Origin of the sequence: Mesorhizobium sp. M7A.F.Ca.MR.245.00.0.0 (assembly GCF_003997415.1) — a bacterium.
Classification (GTDB): Bacteria; Pseudomonadota; Alphaproteobacteria; order Rhizobiales; family Rhizobiaceae; genus Mesorhizobium.
Genome location: NZ_RZTE01000035.1, coordinates 42,479 through 60,820, shown reverse-complemented (window position 1 = coordinate 60,820; position 18,342 = coordinate 42,479). Strand labels below are relative to the sequence as shown.

Below are 18,342 nucleotides of genomic sequence, written 5' to 3'. Positions count from 1 at the left end.
GGTGGGGACTCGACCGGGTTTCTCCTGAAGCGCCTCGCATTCACGCGGCGCGCTTGAGCTCTGTTCTAGCGGACGCTGGCGACCGCGTCGGAGCGGCCGTCATTGATCGTCACCCAAACGCCGGAATTCTGGTCCGACTGGCGCTTGAGATAGGTGTAGTCGGTGTCCGTCCAGGACAGGACCTTGGTCTCGAGATTGTCGAGGATGAATTCTCCCAGGCTCGTGCGCACGGTCAGCACTGCGTGGCCGTCGCCATTCGGCTGGCGCGCCACCGTCATCAGCAGATTGCCGGCGGGGACGCCGGCATCCATCAACTCGCGGCGCTTTTCCAGCGCGTAGTCCTCGCAATCGCCATAGCCATTGGCCGGATAGGCCCAATATTCCTCGACACCGTAGTTTTCCATGTCGGTGCGCGGCTTGATGCGGGTGTTGACCGAATTGTTGATGTTGACGATCGTCGCCCACAGTTTGCGGGTCAGTTCGACCGGCGCACCCTTCGGGGTCCGTTCGCTGCATTCGCCAGGACTGCGCTGGCAGAACTCATAATGGCCAACAGGCTGGGTGGTGCGTCCGCCGGTGTGCATATAGGCCGGTCCCGCGGCATATGCTGATCCCCAAGCGGAAAGCTGCATCGCCATTGCCACCAGCAACAGCTTGCCCCTCGTGTTCTTCATTGTTGTAGTCTCCCCGTTCGAAGGAGACATTGCCACATGTGGATTTATTTGACGCAAAAGCTCGAAGTAGATATTGAGTAAAACTCCAGTAGAATAAACGTAAAATTTGAATCATTTGAGTATTAATTCGTTTGGATATTGAGGCGCCAATCTCGGCGCGCGGAGGGCTCCCAAGCCCGCCAAGAGTGGGCTAAGCATGCCGGTCATGGCGTCGAAAACAAAAAACCGGCCACAAGGGCCGGTTTCCTGGAGTGTCGCTGTCGGGCCTGCTCAGGTACGTGGCGTGTTGAATTCGGAATCGAGCGTTTCGGGGCGCTGGATCACAGCGAATTCGATGGCGACGCCGTCCTCGAAATGACGCACGACCTGCCCGCGCATGGTGCCAAGCATAACCTGGATGCCAATCGCCGGCTTGACGTCGATCTCGACCGCGGCGCCGGAGAGCGAAAGGTCGATGATACGGCACTGGTACTGGCGGCCGTCGGTGAGCTGCAGCACGCTGGTCGGATTGCGCGGCGCGACGCGCTCGTGGCGGCGATCTTCCGGCAGGTCGAGTTCATGCTTGTTGGCGAGCCAGGTCAATTGCGCGGCCAGCTTGTCCTTCTTGCGATCCGACGCGATGACGGTCATCGCGAAACCGTCCTGCAAGGTGCGGGTGACGACACCTTCGATGCGGCCGATATGATCGATGTAGGCAATGATTTTTTCGCCGGGCATGCCGATGCGGTCGGTGCGAAACGCGACATTGCCCGGTGACATGTCGACGACCTGGCAGGGGTGTTCGGTGCGGTCTTCCAGCATGAAGCGTCCGTAGATTTTAACCCGGACGCGCTGAAAGTTACGCCTTTCAGCTTGGGACGGCGCATAGTCGACCGCCGCTGACCTCATGACTGCCTACACCCCGTTTGGCATCCCGCGCGCCGATGCGAGGAACTTCATCAGAGAAGTACAACAAAGCGGGTTAACAAAGGGAAAAAGCGGGCGCTCCAGGGGTTTCCTTTTTGCAGGTCGCGGTGCCAAAACAGCCGCGCAGTTTTGGGCGACGTGCATCAGGCCGCAAACGGACTATTCCTCGCGCCCGCCATCAAACACGACGAGATGGCGGATGCGGCGCGCCCGGCCGAGCGCCGAGATCGTCTCGGGTGCTCCAAGTTCATCGGGAACGAGCGAGGGAACATCGATCGCCGGGCGATTGTTGAGAAGCTCCTTCTCCGGATCGATGACGCGTATCGAATCGATCAACGCGTCGGTGATCGGATCGGCACCCAGCCAGAAGGGCTTCTCCACGGCGCTGATGACGCCCAGGCAGCGCGGATTTTCGACGCCGCCGTCCAGCGGCAGGGCAAGCAGTTCGAACTTGTTGGAACGCCCGTTGCGGCTGAAACCCTCATAGCTGATGAGCACGACCGACTTCTGCTCGAAGACGCCATGGATCAGCCGCGAGACGAGCCGCTGATCCTTCTCGCGCCACAGCGATGGAAAGGAAAACCCCTTGAGTTCGCGGCCGTAGCAGGCGCAAAGCCTGGTGCCGGCCAGCCGGAATACGGCTTGCCCGCGCGTGTCCCGTTCCAGGATAAAGGTGTCGGCCAGCAGCGACTTGATGTCGGCCGGCTCGACCTCCGAACGCTTCGGGGCAGGACGTCCGTCACGCAGGCGATTCCAATATTGGAACAGCGTGATCGATCCATTCTGGTTCATGCTATGCTGCTCCGCGCATTCTGTCGTCTGATGTCCCATCGGTGAACAGAAGGGCGCCCTCCGATGACCTACATGCGTTGCGGAGCAGGAAGCGTGCCAGCGTCGTTAACACTTGTTCACGGGTCGGGGCCGTTAAGGTTAACAAGTGGTTTACGTTGCATCGAAGCGAGCCCCGTGGCACACAAAAACCACTCCAGAAGCGGTCGTTTCGCGACGATCGGCAGCACTTCAGTCAAGAGTTTTAGGGGAGCAGGGGGCTCGACCAGCCGTTCAAGGGAAACCTTGAACGGCTTCTTTTTTGATTCGCGCCGCGGCGATTCGCGGTTTGCGGTTCGGTCCGTGGTGATCTAGATGCTCGAGCCCCGAATCCCGCAGAGTGCAATTTCAAATGAGTGAACCGGCATCTCCCTCGGAAGTCGACCCGGTCGAGGGCGCACCTGAACCGCGGCGCGAGCCGGTGTTCAACCTGCCGCCCGTCGTGCTGGCGGTGATCGGCATCTGTGTCGTCGTCTACCTGTTGCAGCAATATGTGTTGAGCGAATCCCAGCAGATGACATTGCTGTATGACGGGGCCTTCATTCCCGTTCTCTACACCGGGCAATACGGCTTCGACTGGTTCCTGTTTTCGCGGCCCTTCACTTATGCCTTCATGCATGGCGGCTTTGCCCATATCGCCATCAATATGGTGTGGCTCGCCGCGTTTGGTTCACCATTGGCAAACCGTCTGGGAACGCTGTGGTTCGCGCTGTTTTTTGCCGCAACCGGGTTGGCTTCGGTCGCGCTTTTCTGGGCGATGCATCCTTATGGTGAGGCGCCGCTGGTCGGGGCTTCCGGTGCGATATCGGGCATGATGGGGGCTGCGGCGCGTTTCGGCTTCCGCACCGACCGTTCGGCCGGCAAGGCCGCCTTCGCCGGCCCTGTGCTGCCGATCGCATTCGTATTGCGCCTGCGCGGTGTCGTGATCTTCCTCGCCATGTGGATGGTCATCAATCTCGCCACCGGCCTGCTCGGGTTTGCCCCAGGGGTAGATGGTCAGATCGCCTGGGAGGCTCATATTGGCGGCTTTGTCGCGGGCTTCTTCGGCCTGCGCTGGTTCGACAGGCGATGGCAGGCGCCCGAGTGGGAGACGACTGACCACCGCACTTGAAATGCAACCGATCACGGCGCACGATGTTCACTCTTACGTGAAGGCCGGTCAGGGCAGGAACCGGCAGGCAAAGCAGAGGAGGACGCCATGACGGTGAAGGCAATTCTCGAGAGAAAAGGCCATGACGTGTTGACGCTCGGGCCGAACGAAAAGCTGAGCGAAGCCATCCGCATCCTGGCAGAGCACAAGATCGGTGCGCTGGTCATCACCAATGGCGATCGCAAGATCGTCGGCATCCTGTCAGAGCGCGACATCGTCCGGGTTGTCGCCCGGGAAGGTGGAGCCGCGCTCGATATCGCCGTGCGTTCGGCGATGACGCCGAAGGTGAAGATCTGCAACGAAAATCACACCGTCAACGAGGTGATGGAGATTATGACCCGCGGCCGTTTCCGCCATCTGCCGGTGGAAAAGGACGGCATGCTCGATGGCATCGTGTCCATCGGCGACGTGGTCAAGCGCCGCATCGAGGATGTCGAGCGCGAGGCCGACCAGATCAGGGCCTATATCGCCACTGCCTGAACGGTGAGGCGAACCGCCGGCCGGAGAACCGACCGGCGGAACCGCGGGCTACCTGTTGTCGAGTTCGGAGCGGACGAGTGCGAGCCCGCGCCGGGTGATGCGGTAGGGGCCGCCTCCGACGAAGAAACCGCCTTCTTCCGCTTCAGCTTTCGAAACAGGTCGAGATCGACGTCCGGATAGTGCCAGCCGTCGCGGGTCAGGCATTTGACGGAGGCGATCCGCTTCTTGTCGTTCTTTTCGATTTCAATGCGTCCGCCCTGCGCGAGCAGGTGCAGGATGCGCTGTTCAGTGCGCGAAATATCCATGTGAGAGTTTTCCGGGAAAACAAAAAATGCCGCCGCCGCGAAGCTTCGCGGCACGGGGTTTCAGGTTTTCTGCCCTGCCTCGCCAAGAGGTCAGGGCCTTACCGGGACTGAGCGTAAGTGGACATCCACTCTCCATTGGAATGGACGTCCTATAGGCGAAAGCGGCTGAGAAGGCCAGTCCGTGGCTTTGCGCTTGTGTTTTTTGGGCGCTTGTCTCGCGAAGCGGTTTGCACTAGCGAAGTTGCAAACCAAAATATGCGTAAATGCATAATCCGAGTTCCAATACGCAGGCCACAATGTCCCTCATCGACACCCGCACACCCGACGCCAAGCGCCTGATCCCCGGCGCAACCGGCGACTGGGAGATCATCATCGGCCTCGAGGTCCATGCGCAGGTCACGTCGGAAGCAAAGCTGTTTTCGGGCGCCTCGACGGCCTTCGGCGCGCCGCCCAACGCCAATGTCAGCCTGGTCGATGCGGCGATGCCGGGCATGCTGCCGGTCATCAACGAGGAATGCGTCAAGCAGGCGATCCGCACCGGCCTGGGGCTGAAGGCGCAGATCAACCACAAGTCGGTCTTCGATCGGAAGAACTACTTTTATCCCGACCTGCCGCAGGGCTACCAGATCTCGCAGTTCAAGCAGCCGATCGTCGGCGAGGGCACGGTCATCGTTTCGGTCGGCCCGGACCGCCAGGGCGAATTCGAGGACATCGAGGTCGGCATCGAGCGGCTGCATCTGGAGCAGGATGCCGGCAAGTCGATGCACGACCAGCATGCGACCATGTCCTATGTCGATCTCAACCGCTCCGGTGTGGCGCTGATGGAGATCGTCTCCAAACCCGACATGCGCTCGGCCGACGAAGCCAAGGCTTATGTCACCAAGCTGCGCACCATCGTGCGCTATCTCGGCACCTGCGACGGCAACATGGACGAAGGTTCGATGCGCGCCGACGTCAACGTTTCGGTGCGCAGGCCGGGCGGCGAGTTCGGCACGCGCTGCGAGATCAAGAACGTCAACTCGATCCGCTTCATCGGCCAGGCCATCGACTACGAGGCGCGCAGGCAGATCGCCATCCTCGAGGATGGCGGCAAGATCGACCAGGAGACGCGGCTGTTCGACGCCGTCAAGGGCGAGACACGTTCGATGCGCTCCAAGGAAGAGGCGCATGATTACCGCTACTTCCCCGATCCCGACCTCTTGCCGCTGGAATTCGACCAGGCCTATGTCGATGCGCTGGCCAAGGAATTGCCGGAACTGCCGGACGACAAGAAGGCGCGGCTGATCGCGTCGCTCGGCCTGTCCGTCTATGACGCCTCGATCCTGGTTTCGGAAAAGCCGATCGCCGACTATTTCGAAAAGGTGGCCGCCGGCCGCGACGGCAAGCTTGCCGCCAACTGGGTCATCAACGATCTGCTCGGGCAATTGAACAAGGCCGGAAAAGACATTGAAAACGCTCCGGTTTCGCCCGAGCAGCTCGGTGCGGTCATCGATCTGATCAAGGATGGCACCATCTCCGGCAAGATCGCCAAGGACCTGTTCGAGATCGTCTGGAATGAGGGCGGCGACCCTCGCCAACTGGTCGAGAGCCGTGGCATGAAGCAGGTCACCGACACCGGCGCCATCGAGAAGGCCGTCGACGACGTTATCGCCGCCAACCCTGACAAGGTCGAACAGGCGCGCGCCAAGCCGAGCATGGCCGGCTGGTTCGTCGGCCAGGTGATGAAGGCGACCGGCGGCAAGGCCAACCCGCAAGCCGTCAACGACCTCGTCAAGGCCAAGCTGGGCATCGAGTAGCGCCGTGTTCGTCCGCACCGCAGGTGAACGCGACCTTGCCGCTGTGCGGACGCTGCTGGTGGAAACCTGGCATGCGACCTATGACGCCATTTATGGCGCTGCCAAAGTCACCGAGATCACCGACGAATGGCACTCGATCGCTTCGCTCCGCTCGCGGCTGACGCGGCCGAATTCGGAATTCCTGGTGGCCGATGACGGCAAGCGGATCGGTGGCATGGCTTTCGCCGCCGCCACCGCCGATGCGAAAATCATCCTGCTGAACCAGCTCTACGTCCATCCGGACTGCCAAAGGCGCGGGATCGGGCAAGCACTGCTCGACGAGGTCGAGGCCAGTTTCCCGGAAGCGCGAACGCTGCGCGTCGAGGTCGAGGCGGCCAATGGCGGCGCCATCGCCTTCTATCGGTCGAAAGGGTTCTTGCCTGTCAGTGCCGCGGAGGAATCCCGTGATACCTCAAGGCCGACGACGCTGAGTTTCGAGAAGTCGCTCGGATAGATTGCACCGGGATGAATAGAGCGACCCGGCCATGCGTCATCGCGGCGTTTGCTGTGCCGGCTCACGACGGATATGCAAGGGCATGACCAAACTGTCCCGCATTACAGCGCTGGCGCTGCTCGCCATCATCATTTTCGCGACCTTGTCGCCGATCCAGATGCGGCCGCACCTCGCTGAAGCGAATGTCGAGCGTGCCTTGGCTTATGTCCTGCTGGGCTTCGCCCTGGCGATCGGCTTCCCCAACCGACTGTACCAGGTCGTGATCTTCGTGGCTGTGACCGCCGGCATGCTGGAACTGCTTCAGCTCATTGATCCCGGTCGCCATGCACGCCTCATCGATGCATTGGTAAAAGCCCTGGCCGGGGTGGTTGGGATCGTCGCGGGACACCTGATCGTCAGGGCCGGCGGACAAAAGAGCGAGAGCTAGGCGCGGCAGCAATCCGCCGCGATACGTCGACCCCAAAGAGTACGGGACCATCGACTGTGGTCGGCCCGTGTCTATCTGGCCGAAGGATCGAGCCTTCGCTAAACAGCGGGAACCCCGACATTGTCGATCAGTCTGGTCTTGCCGAGCCATGCTGCCGCGAGAAGACGCCCTTCGTGGTTTCGATGCCATGGCGCAAGCGTCAGGCTTTCGCGTGCCTGGACATAGTCGACCTTTTGAAAGCCGGCGGCGATGAGGGCGCGGCTGGCCTCTTCGGTTGCATCGCTCTGGCCGGCGCCTGCCGCCAGCGCCGCAGCCGTATTGCGCAATATGACGTTGAGTTGGCGGGCGATCTTCAGTTCGGCCTCATCGAGATAGGCGTTGCGTGACGACATGGCGAGACCCTGCGCATCGCGGATCGTCGGTGCGCCGATGATCTCGACAGGCAGGTCGAGGTCGCGGCAGAGTTGCCTCACCACGCAAAGCTGCTGGTAATCCTTCTCGCCGAAGACCGCGCAGTCGGGCGTTGCCTGCAGGAGGAGCTTTGCCACCACGGTGGCGACGCCGTCGAAAAAGGTCGGCCGAAAGTCCGATTCGAGCCCGGCTGAGGGGCCGCCGACCGAGATTTTCGTGGCGAAGCCGGCGGGATACATCTCGCCAACCGTCGGTGTGAAGGCAAGGTCGGCGTTTGCCGCGCCCAGTTGGTCGAGGTCGCGGGCGAGTTGGCGCGGGTACTTGTCGAGGTCTTCGCTCGGCGCGAACTGCGTCGGATTGACGAAGATCGACACGACGCAGCGCTCGGCTTTTTGGAGCGCGATCCTGACCAGCGAGATGTGCCCGTCATGCAAAGCACCCATGGTCGGCACCATGGCGACACGAAGGCCGTCGCGCCGCCAGTCCCGGATTTGCGCGCGCAGTGCGGCTACGCTGTCGACGACGACGGGTTGGCTCATGCGTCGTCCCTGCTGTTTGTCGCCGAAAAGACATGGCCGGGGCCGGGGAATGTCCGGCCCCGCACCTCGGCTGCATAGGTTTCCGCTGCATGCGAGATCACGCTGCGCAGGTCGGCGTATTCCTTGACGAATTTCGGCACGCGCTCGACGGTCAGCCCGACCATGTCGTCGATGACCAGGATCTGGCCGTCGCATTCACCGCTGGCACCGATGCCGATGGTCGGAATGGCGAGGCGGCGGCTGATATCGGCGGCGACCCTCTCGACCGTGCCTTCGATGACCACCGAGAAAGCGCCGGCATTCTCGACGGCGAGCGCATCGCGAAGCAATGCCGCAACAGCCTCCTCGGTGCGGCCCTTGATCTTGTAGCCGCCGTCCTTCTCGACCGATTGCGGCTGCAGGCCGATATGTCCCATCACCGGAATGCCGGCGGCGACGATGGCCTCGATCTGGCTGATCATGTCGAGGCCGCCTTCGAGCTTCACCGCCTGGCAGCCGGTTTCGTCGACGACCCGCCGCGCCGAGGTGACGGCTTGCGCTGCCGTTGCCTCATAGGTGCCGGCCGGCAGGTCGACGACGACGCAGGCCGTGGCCGAGCCGCGCATCACGGCCTGCCCATGTGCGATCATCATCTCCAGCGAGGCGCCCAGAGTCGTCTTGTGGCCATGCAGGACCATGGCGACACTGTCGCCGACCAGAAGCAGGTCAACATGGTGATCGAGCAGACGGGCGATGGGATAGGTATAGGCGGTCAGGCAAACGATCGGCGTGCCGCCCTTGCGGTGGCGAATCGCCTCGGCGCTGATGCGAATGTCGGTGGTCGGCAATTCCGTGGCCAATCGTCACCTCCTTTGGCCTCAAGCCGGGCTGGATGCAGGCATGGGCGCGCAGAGCTTTAGAAATACCGTAAAGGCTTGGCAAGCGTGCATGCAGCGACCGGCAGGATCACAGGCTTGTGTCGAGTTTCCGGCAAGCCATTTGCGCGCACGCCGTGGCAAAAGCCTTGCCTTCGGCAAGGCCTGACGCCATAAGCAGGAAAACGGGCGCTGCCGGCGCGAGGGTTTTGAAATGAAGACTTTCCTTACGCAGTTTTTCACCTGGTGGAACAGCCAGACGCTGGGAACGCGCCTGCACACCTGGCGGTATGGCAAGAAGGTCGGCCAGGACGAGACCGGCAATTTCTACTACGAAGGCGGCATCGATTCGGAAGGCCGCACGCGCCGCTGGGTCATCTACCGCAATTATTCGGAAGCTTCGGCGATACCGCCCGGCTGGCACGGCTGGATGCACCACCGCGTCGACGTCGCGCCGTCCAGCGAGGACTACAAGCCGCGCGACTGGCAAAAGCCGCATCAGCCCAATCTGACCGGCAGCCCGGCGGCCTATCGCCCGAAGGGCTCGGTGCTGACCAATCAGCACCGCCCGCAGGTCACCGGCGACTACGATGCCTGGACACCCGGGTCGTAGCGACAGGGTGCAAGCCGGTCCTTTATCGCCACAATTGGTGTTTAGCTGCTTGCTGATCAGAAAACGGCGACTAGCCTTGGCGATCGACAGAATCACCCGGGCGCGAACCACCGGTATCTTTGCATGAGCTTTTCTTACTCAATATCGGCCAGTCTGGCGCTAGCCGCCGGTCTTGCCGTCAGCACCGTGGCCTTCGCCGCTTCGCCTGAGCCCGCGGCACCCGCGCCGGCGCCGCCCGCGGGAGCGGACCGGGTCACCAATGCCGTTGCCGAGTTTGCCGGTATCGACAAGATCACCGGCCGCATCATCACCTTCGATGTCTATATCGACGAGACGGTGCAGTTCGGCGCTTTGCAGGTGACGCCGCGCGTCTGCTATTCGCGGCCACAGACCGAAGAGCCGAAGACCGATTCCTTCGTCGAGGTCGACGAGATCACGCTGGACCGCAAGATCCGCCGCATCTTCACCGGCTGGATGTTTGCCGAAAGCCCCGGCCTCAATGCCGTCGAGCATGCCGTCTACGACGTCTGGCTGAAGGCTTGCAAGCAGAAGTCGGATGTGCCGGCGCCCGATGGCGCCAAGGCAGACTCGACCAAAGCCGAGGCGCCCAAGCCCGCCGCGGCCAAACCGAAAGCCGCGATTGCTCCGGACGTGACAGAGCCTGGCGTGACGGAGCCGGACGCTTCGGACCCCGATACGACCGACACCAACTGATCCTCCGGAACCGTCCCTGCCACCATACGTTGGGGCACGGATGAGCGCGCATCTATGCGCAGGGAGGATCTTCCGATGTCAGACAGCAAGCGGATCACGGCCGGCAAGGCAGAGTTGCTGGAACTTGAAAAGGGATTCTGGACGGGCGACGCGGCCTACTATGCGGCCAATGTCGACACCGAATGCCTGGTGGCGTTTCCGCAGATGGCACAGGCGATGGACAATGCGGATCTCGCCAAGACCGCAACCAAGCCCAACCGCTGGCGCGACCTGAAAATCGACCTCAAGGGTATTATCGAGCCGGGCAGCGACATCATCATGCTGACCTACGAGGCACATGCGACACGCGAGAACGGCGAACCTTACGCAGCGCTGGTCAGCACCGGCTATGTCCATCGCGTCAATGGCTGGAAGATGATGTTCCATTCGCAGACGCCATTGGAAGCCGCCACTGGGAAGTAGGCTCAATCTTCAGGGATAGAATACGGCCTCGCCCTTCAGCGCGTCGGCCAGCATCTTTTCATATTTGCCGCGCGGCACGTCGACCGCGCCGAAGCGCTTGAGGTGCTCGGTGGTGAACTGGGTGTCAAGCAGAGCGAAGCCGCGTGCCTTCAAGCGCTCGACGAGATAGAAAAGGCAGGTCTTGGAAGCGTCTGTCTCCCTGGCGAACATGCTCTCGCCAAAAAACACCCGGCCGAGCGACACGCCATAGAGGCCGCCGACCAGCCGGTCCTCGCGCCACGCCTCGACCGAATGACAATGGCCTATCCGATGCAACTCGACATAGGCTTCGCGGATCGGCGCATTGATCCAGGTCGAGCGCCGTTCCACGCGCTTTTCGGCGCAGCCGTCGATGGTCGCTTCGAAATCGAAATCGAAACGGATGTCGAAGGGGTTCTTCCTGATCGTTTTCCTGAGGCTTTTCGGCGCGTGAAAACCATCGAGCGGAATGATGCCGCGCGTCTCCGGCCGCACCCAGAACACCTCCGGGTCGCCGGCACTTTCGGCCATCGGGAAGACGCCCGAGGCGTATGCCTTGAGCAGAAGGTCGGTGGGGATGCGATAGCCGGGCGCGTAGGGGCGGGTCATCGCGTCTCCGCGCTAGTCTTCCTTGGCCAGGTATTTTTCCAGCCAGTGGATGTCATAATCGCCATTGGCGATGTCGGCATTGCCGACGAGATCGCGAAACAGCGGCAGCGTCGTCTTGATACCGTCGACGACGAACTCGTCCAGCGCGCGGCGCAGGCGCATCATGCACTCGACGCGATTACGCCCATGCACGATCAGCTTGCCGATCAGGCTGTCATAGTATGGCGGGATCTTGTAGCCGGAATAAACGCCGGAATCGACGCGGATGCCCAGGCCGCCCGGTGTGTGGAAATGGGTGATCGTGCCCGGCGAGGGGGTGAAGGTGCGCGGGTCCTCGGCGTTGATGCGGCATTCGATGGCGTGGCCGTTGAACTTGATGTCCTCCTGCTTCACCGAGAGGCCGCCACCGGAGGCGACGCGGATCTGCTCGTGCACGAGATCGATGCCGGTGATCGCTTCCGTCACCGGATGCTCGACCTGCAGGCGCGTGTTCATCTCGATGAAGTAGAACTCGCCATTCTCGTAGAGGAACTCGATCGTGCCGGCGCCGGAATAGCCGAGGTCGGCGATCGCCTTGGCGCAGATGCCGCCGATACGGGCGCGCTCTTCGGCGTTGAGGGCGGGCGAGGGTGCCTCTTCCCAGACCTTCTGGTGGCGGCGCTGCAAGGAACAGTCGCGCTCGCCGAAATGCACGCCGCGGCCAAAGCCGTCACCAAACACCTGGACTTCGATATGGCGCGGCTTTTCCAGGTATTTCTCGATGTAGACGGCATCGTCGCCGAAGGCGGCACCGGCTTCCGTGCTCGCCGTCTGCAGGGCGATCTCCAGGTCAGCCTCGGTGAGGGCGACCTTCATGCCGCGTCCGCCACCGCCGGCCGATGCCTTGATGATCACGGGATAGCCGATCTCGGCGGCAATGCGCCTGGCTTCCTTCTGGTCGGTGACGGCGCCGTCCGAACCGGGCACAACCGGAATGCCGAGGCGCTTGGCGGTTCGCTTGGCCTCGATCTTGTCGCCCATGATGCGGATATGGTCGCCGGACGGACCGATGAAGGTGATGTTGTGCGCGGCCAGTATGTCGGCGAACTTGGCGTTCTCCGACAGGAAGCCGTAGCCCGGATGCACGGCGTCGGCGCCGGTGATTTCGCACGCCGCAACGATCTGATGGATGTTGAGATAGCTGTCGCGCGATGGCGGCGGACCGATGCAGACGCTCTCGTCGGCGAGCCGCACATGCATGGCGTCGGCATCGGCGGTCGAATGCACCACCACCGTCTGGATGCCGAGTTCCTTGCAGGCGCGCAGCACCCGGAGGGCGATTTCGCCGCGATTGGCGATGAGGATCTTCTGAAACATCAGGCCCGCTCTATTCGATCACGACGAGCGGCATGCCATATTCGACCGGCTGCGAATCCTCGAACAGGATCGCGGTCACAGTACCGGCGCGCGGCGAGGGGATCTGGTTCATCGTCTTCATCGCTTCGATGATCAGCAGCGTCTGGCCTTCCTTGACCTTCTGGCCGACTTCGATGAACGCCTTGGCGTCCGGCGACGGCGCCAGGTAGGCGGTGCCGACCATCGGCGAGGTGACTGCGTTCTTGGAAATATCTGCCACAACGGGCAGAGCTACGGAGGCAGCTTGCGCTGCTGCCGGCGCATAGGCCTGCTGCGGCGCTGCGATCGCATGAACAGCCGGCGCCTGCCGCGAGACGCGCACCTTCAGGTCGCCCAGTTCAACCTCGATCTCGGTGAGATTGGTGTCGTTCAGTATGCCCGCCAGATCGCGGATCAGTTGCTGGTCAACACCGGTCTTCTTTATCGACATTTTCGAGCCTTCTGTTTGTTGGCCGGTCATAGGCGTGCAGCCAGCGCCTGTAGCGCCAGCGTATAGCCGAGCGGCCCAAAGCCACAGATCATGCCGACGGCGACCGGCGCGACCATGGCGACGTGGCGGAATGGTTCCCGCGCATGGATGTTGGAAAGATGAACTTCGGCCACCGGCAACGGCGCGACGGCGCGGATGGCGTCGTGGATGGCAATCGAGGTGTGGCTGTAGGCGCCCGGATTGATGACGATGCCGACAGCCTTGTCGCCAGCTTCCTGAATCCAGTCGACAAGGTCGCCCTCATGGTTCGACTGGCGGAAATCGATCTCGAACCCCAGCGCCGTGCCTGCCTGCTTGCAGTCGTCGGCGATCGCGGCAAGCGTCTTGCCGCCATAGATGCCCGGCTCGCGCTTGCCGAGCGCGTTGAGATTGGGACCGTTCAGGACGAAAACCGTTTTCAAAAGCCGACCTTTCCCGGCGCCGTCATCAAGCCGGCGCGCTGGGCCCTCTATAATGGGCATAGCCGCCCGCGAAAAGAGCACAAGTGCGTTCTTTCACTGTCCACAACAGGCGGAAATGTGCCCGTGAGAAATAGCTGGCGAGCAAGATCAGAGCGCGGCTTTCGCCGCCTCGATCTTTTCTGTCAGCACTTCCTGCCCGAGTGCTCCGAACACCACCTCGTTGCCGATGACATAGGACGGCGTTCCGGTGATCGCCAGCTTGTTGGCAAGATCGTAGGTCTTGGCGAGGGCCTCGTTGATTGTCGGGTCCTTCATCTTCTCGCGCAGCGCCGCTTCGTCGGCGCCGAGCGACAGCGCGACCTTGATTGCCGACGCCTCGGTGGCGCGTCCCTGGCCGCCGAGCAACGCATTGTGGAACTCGCCGTACTTTTCCGGGTGCATCAGGTGAAAGGCCATCGAGACCACGCTCGCCTTCTGCGATTCCGGTCCGAGGATGGGGAATTCCTTGAGCACGAAACGCAGGTCCGGATCGGTCTTGGTCAGCGCCTGCATGTCGTCCATGGCGCGTTTGCAGAAGCCGCAATTGTAGTCGTAGAACTCGACGATGGTGACCTTGCCGTTCGGATTGCCGACGACGCCGTCGAAGGCGGAGTTGAAGATCTGGTCCTTGGCATTCTTGATCACGCCGAGATGAGCGATGCGCTGCTCTTCCTTCTGCTTGGCCTCAAGCGCGTCCTGGACCTCCAGGAGGACTTCCGGGTTTTTCAACAAATAGTCGCGGATGATGCCTTCGACCTCGGTGCGGTCGATCTTGGTATCGGCCGCCGCGGTCTCGACCGGCTGTGCGGTGCCGGCCTTGGCGATCTGCGGGTTTCCGGCAACGAATCCGAAAGCCAGCATGGCCAGGGCGACCGCAACCCCCGTGGTGCCCAGCAGCAGTGCCTTTTTCATCGTTCCTGTTCCTTCTACCTGTTTTCCGGTCTGGCTATGTCGTGGCGCGCGGCCGGAAGGTTCACTTGATCTTGGTTGACGGCTTGTAGTTTATGATATCCTGGGCGCGAAGCCAGCGCGGCTCGCCGCGTTTCATCTGCTGCTGCGCCCGCATGGCGAAAATCTTCGCATCCTTGTAGTTGCCGGAATAGAAATGGCTTTCGGCGGTGGCAAGTTCGGCGCCCGGTATGTCACCCAACTCACCGTAGGCCTGTGCCAGATAGCGATACCCGGCTGAATTTTCCTTGTCGCGCCCGAGGCCGTTGTTGATCTGCACGACGGCTTTTTTCAGAGAGTCGGGCGTGCCGACGGCCATCAGCGCCTGGCCCATGGACACCGGCAGCAGACCGGACCGCGCCGAATCGAGGCTGACCGCCTTGGCGTAGGCGTCCGCGGCTTCCTTGGGTTTGTTTGCCTTCATCAGGATGTCGCCGCGCAGTTCCTGGAAGTAAGCGTTCTTGGGCTGCGCCTTGATCAGTGCATTGGTCTTCGCGAGCGCGGCGGCGATGTTGCCGAACAGGTAGGTCGACTGGGCGTCGCCATATAGCGCGGCGAGGGTCCCTTGCATCTTTCGCATCAGCCGCGACGCAGCCGCCTGGCCTTCCATGTAGACGGCGATCTTCACCCGCACCATGTCATGGCGCTGCTGCAGCGCGGGCGGGTCCGGCCTGTCGACATTGGGGCTCTGTTTCACCAGCACTTCGAGATTGGAGATACGATCCCGCGGCATCGGATGGCTGATCCGGTAGGGATCGACTTGCGCGCCCGAGAGCGACAGCGCAGTCTGGAAGCGGTGAAACGTCTTCAGCATGCCCATGCCGGACTGGCCGGTGGCGTTGAGATAGGTGATCGCCGAGCGGTCGGCCGTCATCTCCTCGGTGCGCTGGTAGGCGAGGATGCTGCGCTGTGCCATCTCGCCGCCGCCGGCGGCCACGCCCACGCCCGCACCGGCAAGGCCGCGGCTATTGGTTGTCGCGCCGGCGACCATGGCACCGGCACCCAGCAGCGTCGCGATGATGGCCATCGTCTTGGCGCGTTCAAGCTGGTCGCGGAGTTTCTGCTGGTGGCCGCCGGCGATATGACCGGCTTCGTGGGCAATGACGCCGATGATCTCGTTGGGCGTTTCGGCCGTCATCAGCGCGCCGGTGTTGATGAACAGCCGGCGCCCGGTGACGAAAGCATTGAAACTCTGGTCGTTGACCAGAACGATGTCGATGCCGTCATTCGCCAGGCCAGCCGCCCTGAAGATCGGCCGCGCGTAATCGCGAACCAGCGCCTCGATCTCGGCGTCGCGCACCACCGGCACGTTCTGGGCAAAGGCGCTGACCGAACTCGCCATTGCAACGGCAACGCCAAGCGAAAGCGTCGCGAAGACGCGCGCTGCCTGGGCAATCGTCGATCTGGGTCGGCTCAACATGATGGCTCCACTGGTAGACGAGCGGGCGAAAGATGAAAAGTCGGCGCCGGAAACTTCCTCAACTTGTGATCCTCACATCAATCGGGCATTTGTGCGGCACATGCGCCAGTGCCTGGCGCCGTCAGTCATCGGGAATACTGGTCAAATGGTCGTTTCGCTCTCACGTCGTGGCAATGTCGAGCCCTTCCATGCGATGGACATTCTGGCAGAGGCAAACCGGCTGAAGTCCCAGGGCGTGCCGGTTGTTTCGATGGCCGTCGGCCAGCCCTCCGATCCCGCACCGGTTCTGGTTCGCGCCGCAGCCGCCAAGGCGCTGCAGGACGGACGCATCGGCTACACCGACGCGCTAGGACTGGCAGGTTTGCGCAAGGCGATCGCCGGACACTACGCCGATCACTACGGGCTTGATATCGAGCCCGGCCGGATCGCGGTGACCACTGGATCGTCGGCCGCCTTCAACCTTGCCTTCCTGGCGATGTTCGACGGGGGTGACCGCGTCGCCATCGCGGCACCCGGCTATCCCGCCTATCGCAACATCATGGCCGCGCTCGGCATCGAGGTGGTCGAGATCGAGCTCGGCGACGCCGCCTACCTGCATGCCGGCCATCTCGAGACCGCGCATCGTGAAAAGCCGCTGAAAGGCGTTCTCTTCGCCAGTCCCGCCAATCCAACCGGCGCGGTCATACCGGCCGATGAACTGGCGGCCCTGGTGAGGACGGCACAAGACCTCGGCATCGCCGTCATCTCCGACGAAATCTATCACCGGCTCGCCTATGCCGCCCCCGACACCACGGCGCTTGCCTATGGAGGCGACGTGACCGTGATCAACTCCTTCTCCAAATATTACTGCATGACCGGCTGGCGCATCGGCTGGATGGTGCTGCCGCAAGAGCTGGTGCGGCCGGTCGAGCGCGTCGCCCAGAGCCTCTATATCTCGCCGCCGGAACTGTCGCAGATCGCGGCGATCGAAGCGTTCAGGGCGACCGAGGAACTGGAGGCGGTAAAAGGCCGCTATGCCTGGAATCGCGAGCTTTTGATGAAACGCCTCCCGGAACTCGGCTTTCCGCTGGCGGCGCCCATGGACGGCGCCTTCTATGCCTTTTGTGACGTCACCGGGCATACCAATGACAGCATGGCCTTCGCGCGCAAGATGCTGGCCGAGGCGCATGTCGCGGCAACACCCGGCCAAGACTTCGACACTCAGGCCGGGCACCGGACCATGCGTTTCTCCTATGCCGGCAGCCACGACGACTTGGTCGAGGCAATGGCGCGCATCGAACGCTGGTTGAGGTAGCGCCATGCCGGAACTCGATCAGGCCCACAAACTTGATCAGGCCTCCAAACTTGATCAGGCATTGGCCGAAGTCGCTGCCGAAATGGCCGATCGCACCGATCGCGGTGACGTCGCTTCCTACATTCCGCAGTTGGGCAAGGTCGATCCGAAGAAATTCGGCATCGCAGCGGTCACCAATGACGGCCACGTGCTGACGGCGGGGGACGCCGACCAGGCCTTTTCCATCCAGAGCATCTCGAAAGTGTTCACCCTGACACTGGCGCTCGGCAATGTCGGCGACGCGCTGTGGCAGCGGGTCGGCCGCGAACCGTCAGGCAATCCATTCAACTCGATCGTGCAACTCGAGCATGAGAACGGCATTCCGCGCAATCCGTTCATCAATGCCGGCGCCATCGTCATTTCCGACATCCTGCTTGCGGGCCACCAGCCGCGCGAGGCGATCGGCGAGATCCTGCGCTTCATCCAGTTCCTCGCCGACGACGAGACCATCATCATCGACCGCGAGGTCGCAGCATCCGAACGGGCCACCGGCTACCGCAACTTCGCACTCGCCAACTATATGAAATCCTTCGGCAATCTCCACCATGCGCCGGAACTGGCGCTGGGCGTCTACTTCCACCACTGCGCCATCGCCATGAGTTGCCGGCAACTGGCGCTCGCCGGCCGCTTCCTCGCCAATGGCGGCAAGAACCCGGCGACCGGGCATTCCGTGGTGTCGGCCGAACGGGCACGCCGCATCGGCGCCATGATGCTGACCTGCGGCCATTATGACGGCTCCGGCGATTTCGCCTTCCGCGTCGGCATCCCCGGCAAGAGCGGCGTCGGCGGCGGTATATTGGGCATCGTGCCGGGCGTGGCGTCGCTTGCCGTCTGGTCGCCGGGCCTCAATGCCAACGGCAACTCCAAGCTGGGGTCGATCGCGCTGGAAAAGCTGGCCAGGATGATGAACTGGTCGATCTTCGCGCCGTGATGCATGTCACCCAAAAGTCCGCAGCGGTTTTGGGACAACGACATGCTTGGAATCAAAGAAGCGTTTTAGCCTTTCGCGATCCAGCATAACGCCAGATAAGAAAATC

21 protein-coding genes and 1 pseudogene are annotated in these 18,342 nt (G+C 62.3%); 10 read left to right on the top strand and 12 right to left on the bottom strand.

Annotated features, from left to right (window positions below; translation table 11 throughout):
• Positions 1–65: 65 nt before the first annotated feature.
• The 3 genes from EOB80_RS26675 to EOB80_RS26665 all read right to left on the bottom strand — a co-directional run bounded on the left by EOB80_RS26675 (position 66) and on the right by EOB80_RS26665 (position 2,372).
• Positions 66–674 carry a transglutaminase-like cysteine peptidase gene (locus EOB80_RS26675; protein ID WP_127269622.1) on the bottom strand — a complete coding sequence of 203 codons (609 nt, stop codon included), beginning with the start codon at positions 672–674 and terminating at the stop codon, positions 66–68.
• Between the two features lie 270 nt (positions 675–944).
• Entirely contained in the window at positions 945–1,562 is a 618-nt protein-coding gene (locus EOB80_RS26670; protein ID WP_023812149.1) for a PilZ domain-containing protein, read from the bottom strand.
• Between the two features lie 177 nt (positions 1,563–1,739).
• Complete coding sequence (locus EOB80_RS26665) at positions 1,740–2,372, bottom strand: PAS domain-containing protein (RefSeq protein ID WP_023812148.1); 633 nt, start codon at positions 2,370–2,372, stop codon at positions 1,740–1,742.
• Between the two features lie 388 nt (positions 2,373–2,760).
• Here EOB80_RS26665 and EOB80_RS26660 point away from each other — a divergent pair, with 388 nt between their 5' ends.
• Positions 2,761–3,519 (top strand): rhomboid family intramembrane serine protease, encoded by a 759-nt coding sequence (locus EOB80_RS26660; RefSeq protein ID WP_127322494.1) that lies wholly within the window; start codon positions 2,761–2,763, stop codon positions 3,517–3,519.
• A gap of 87 nt (positions 3,520–3,606) precedes the next feature.
• On the top strand, positions 3,607–4,038 hold the full coding sequence (locus EOB80_RS26655) for a CBS domain-containing protein (protein ID WP_027039198.1): 432 nt from the start codon (positions 3,607–3,609) through the stop codon (positions 4,036–4,038).
• 48 nt (positions 4,039–4,086) lie between these two features.
• Here EOB80_RS26655 and EOB80_RS26650 read toward each other — a convergent pair.
• Positions 4,087–4,343: pseudogene (locus EOB80_RS26650) on the bottom strand (YjhX family toxin).
• Between the two features lie 296 nt (positions 4,344–4,639).
• Here EOB80_RS26650 and gatB point away from each other — a divergent pair.
• The 3 genes from gatB to EOB80_RS26630 all read left to right on the top strand — a co-directional run bounded on the left by gatB (position 4,640) and on the right by EOB80_RS26630 (position 7,059).
• Positions 4,640–6,139, top strand: coding sequence for an Asp-tRNA(Asn)/Glu-tRNA(Gln) amidotransferase subunit GatB (gatB, locus tag EOB80_RS26640; protein ID WP_127330812.1), 1,500 nt, complete (start codon positions 4,640–4,642; stop codon positions 6,137–6,139).
• Between the two features lie 4 nt (positions 6,140–6,143).
• Positions 6,144–6,632, top strand: coding sequence for a GNAT family N-acetyltransferase (locus EOB80_RS26635; protein ID WP_127330810.1), 489 nt, complete (start codon positions 6,144–6,146; stop codon positions 6,630–6,632).
• A gap of 82 nt (positions 6,633–6,714) precedes the next feature.
• The gene (locus tag EOB80_RS26630; protein ID WP_023812139.1) at positions 6,715–7,059 is read left to right on the top strand and encodes an antibiotic resistance protein VanZ; all 345 of its coding nucleotides are present in this window, start codon (positions 6,715–6,717) and stop codon (positions 7,057–7,059) included.
• Between the two features lie 98 nt (positions 7,060–7,157).
• On the opposite strand, the gene panC is transcribed toward EOB80_RS26630, so the two are convergent.
• Together panC and panB are read right to left on the bottom strand one after the other, a co-directional pair.
• On the bottom strand, positions 7,158–8,009 hold the full coding sequence (panC, locus tag EOB80_RS26625; protein WP_127330808.1) for a pantoate--beta-alanine ligase: 852 nt from the start codon (positions 8,007–8,009) through the stop codon (positions 7,158–7,160).
• Positions 8,006–8,848, bottom strand: a complete 843-nt coding sequence (gene panB / locus EOB80_RS26620) for a 3-methyl-2-oxobutanoate hydroxymethyltransferase (RefSeq protein ID WP_127330806.1) — start codon at positions 8,846–8,848, stop codon at positions 8,006–8,008. Before panB ends, panC begins: the two co-directional genes overlap by 4 nt.
• A 229-nt stretch (positions 8,849–9,077) precedes the next feature.
• On the opposite strand from panB, the gene EOB80_RS26615 reads away from it, so the two are divergent.
• The 3 genes from EOB80_RS26615 (at position 9,078) to EOB80_RS26605 (ending at position 10,652) form a co-directional block, all read left to right on the top strand.
• The gene (locus EOB80_RS26615) at positions 9,078–9,476 is read left to right on the top strand and encodes an NADH:ubiquinone oxidoreductase subunit NDUFA12 (protein WP_127330804.1); all 399 of its coding nucleotides are present in this window, start codon (positions 9,078–9,080) and stop codon (positions 9,474–9,476) included.
• A gap of 123 nt (positions 9,477–9,599) precedes the next feature.
• Positions 9,600–10,190, top strand: a complete 591-nt coding sequence (locus tag EOB80_RS26610; protein ID WP_127330802.1) for a DUF2155 domain-containing protein — start codon at positions 9,600–9,602, stop codon at positions 10,188–10,190.
• A gap of 75 nt (positions 10,191–10,265) precedes the next feature.
• Positions 10,266–10,652, top strand: coding sequence for a hypothetical protein (locus EOB80_RS26605; RefSeq protein ID WP_127330800.1), 387 nt, complete (start codon positions 10,266–10,268; stop codon positions 10,650–10,652).
• Positions 10,653–10,661: 9 nt separating this feature from the next.
• Here EOB80_RS26605 and aat read toward each other — a convergent pair whose 3' ends face one another.
• From aat to EOB80_RS26575, 6 genes are all read right to left on the bottom strand, one after another.
• Positions 10,662–11,279 (bottom strand): leucyl/phenylalanyl-tRNA--protein transferase, encoded by a 618-nt coding sequence (gene aat, locus EOB80_RS26600; protein ID WP_127269232.1) that lies wholly within the window; start codon positions 11,277–11,279, stop codon positions 10,662–10,664.
• Positions 11,280–11,291: 12 nt separating this feature from the next.
• Positions 11,292–12,635 carry an acetyl-CoA carboxylase biotin carboxylase subunit gene (gene accC, locus EOB80_RS26595; RefSeq protein WP_127269233.1) on the bottom strand — a complete coding sequence of 448 codons (1,344 nt, stop codon included), beginning with the start codon at positions 12,633–12,635 and terminating at the stop codon, positions 11,292–11,294.
• 10 nt (positions 12,636–12,645) lie between these two features.
• A complete protein-coding gene (gene accB, locus EOB80_RS26590; protein ID WP_023812132.1) occupies positions 12,646–13,104 on the bottom strand; it encodes an acetyl-CoA carboxylase biotin carboxyl carrier protein in 459 nt (152 codons plus the stop codon).
• 26 nt (positions 13,105–13,130) lie between these two features.
• A complete protein-coding gene (gene aroQ, locus EOB80_RS26585; protein WP_127330798.1) occupies positions 13,131–13,565 on the bottom strand; it encodes a type II 3-dehydroquinate dehydratase in 435 nt (144 codons plus the stop codon).
• Positions 13,566–13,712: 147 nt separating this feature from the next.
• Positions 13,713–14,516: a DsbA family protein gene (locus tag EOB80_RS26580; protein WP_127330796.1), complete on the bottom strand. Its 804-nt coding sequence runs from the start codon at positions 14,514–14,516 to the stop codon at positions 13,713–13,715.
• Between the two features lie 61 nt (positions 14,517–14,577).
• Positions 14,578–15,972 (bottom strand): M48 family metalloprotease, encoded by a 1,395-nt coding sequence (locus tag EOB80_RS26575; protein ID WP_127271627.1) that lies wholly within the window; start codon positions 15,970–15,972, stop codon positions 14,578–14,580.
• Between the two features lie 145 nt (positions 15,973–16,117).
• Between EOB80_RS26575 and EOB80_RS26570 the strand changes: the two genes are divergently transcribed.
• Together EOB80_RS26570 and EOB80_RS26565 are read left to right on the top strand one after the other, a co-directional pair.
• Complete coding sequence (locus EOB80_RS26570; RefSeq protein WP_127330794.1) at positions 16,118–17,266, top strand: aminotransferase class I/II-fold pyridoxal phosphate-dependent enzyme; 1,149 nt, start codon at positions 16,118–16,120, stop codon at positions 17,264–17,266.
• A 4-nt stretch (positions 17,267–17,270) separates the two neighbouring features.
• Complete coding sequence (locus EOB80_RS26565) at positions 17,271–18,236, top strand: glutaminase (protein WP_127330792.1); 966 nt, start codon at positions 17,271–17,273, stop codon at positions 18,234–18,236.
• The last annotated feature ends 106 nt before the right edge of the window (positions 18,237–18,342 follow it).

Coding starts and splice junctions, on each gene's coding strand:
- EOB80_RS26675 (WP_127269622.1), bottom strand. CDS start 674: ATGAAGAACACGAGGGGCAAGCTGTTGCTGGTGGCAATGGCGATGCAG.
- EOB80_RS26670 (WP_023812149.1), bottom strand. CDS start 1,562: ATGAGGTCAGCGGCGGTCGACTATGCGCCGTCCCAAGCTGAAAGGCGT.
- EOB80_RS26665 (WP_023812148.1), bottom strand. CDS start 2,372: ATGAACCAGAATGGATCGATCACGCTGTTCCAATATTGGAATCGCCTG.
- EOB80_RS26660 (WP_127322494.1), top strand. CDS start 2,761: ATGAGTGAACCGGCATCTCCCTCGGAAGTCGACCCGGTCGAGGGCGCA.
- EOB80_RS26655 (WP_027039198.1), top strand. CDS start 3,607: ATGACGGTGAAGGCAATTCTCGAGAGAAAAGGCCATGACGTGTTGACG.
- gatB (WP_127330812.1), top strand. CDS start 4,640: ATGTCCCTCATCGACACCCGCACACCCGACGCCAAGCGCCTGATCCCC.
- EOB80_RS26630 (WP_023812139.1), top strand. CDS start 6,715: ATGACCAAACTGTCCCGCATTACAGCGCTGGCGCTGCTCGCCATCATC.
- panC (WP_127330808.1), bottom strand. CDS start 8,009: ATGAGCCAACCCGTCGTCGTCGACAGCGTAGCCGCACTGCGCGCGCAA.
- EOB80_RS26615 (WP_127330804.1), top strand. CDS start 9,078: ATGAAGACTTTCCTTACGCAGTTTTTCACCTGGTGGAACAGCCAGACG.
- EOB80_RS26610 (WP_127330802.1), top strand. CDS start 9,600: ATGAGCTTTTCTTACTCAATATCGGCCAGTCTGGCGCTAGCCGCCGGT.
- EOB80_RS26605 (WP_127330800.1), top strand. CDS start 10,266: ATGTCAGACAGCAAGCGGATCACGGCCGGCAAGGCAGAGTTGCTGGAA.
- aat (WP_127269232.1), bottom strand. CDS start 11,279: ATGACCCGCCCCTACGCGCCCGGCTATCGCATCCCCACCGACCTTCTG.
- accC (WP_127269233.1), bottom strand. CDS start 12,635: ATGTTTCAGAAGATCCTCATCGCCAATCGCGGCGAAATCGCCCTCCGG.
- accB (WP_023812132.1), bottom strand. CDS start 13,104: ATGTCGATAAAGAAGACCGGTGTTGACCAGCAACTGATCCGCGATCTG.
- EOB80_RS26580 (WP_127330796.1), bottom strand. CDS start 14,516: ATGAAAAAGGCACTGCTGCTGGGCACCACGGGGGTTGCGGTCGCCCTG.
- EOB80_RS26575 (WP_127271627.1), bottom strand. CDS start 15,972: ATGTTGAGCCGACCCAGATCGACGATTGCCCAGGCAGCGCGCGTCTTC.
- EOB80_RS26570 (WP_127330794.1), top strand. CDS start 16,118: ATGGTCGTTTCGCTCTCACGTCGTGGCAATGTCGAGCCCTTCCATGCG.
- EOB80_RS26565 (WP_127330792.1), top strand. CDS start 17,271: ATGCCGGAACTCGATCAGGCCCACAAACTTGATCAGGCCTCCAAACTT.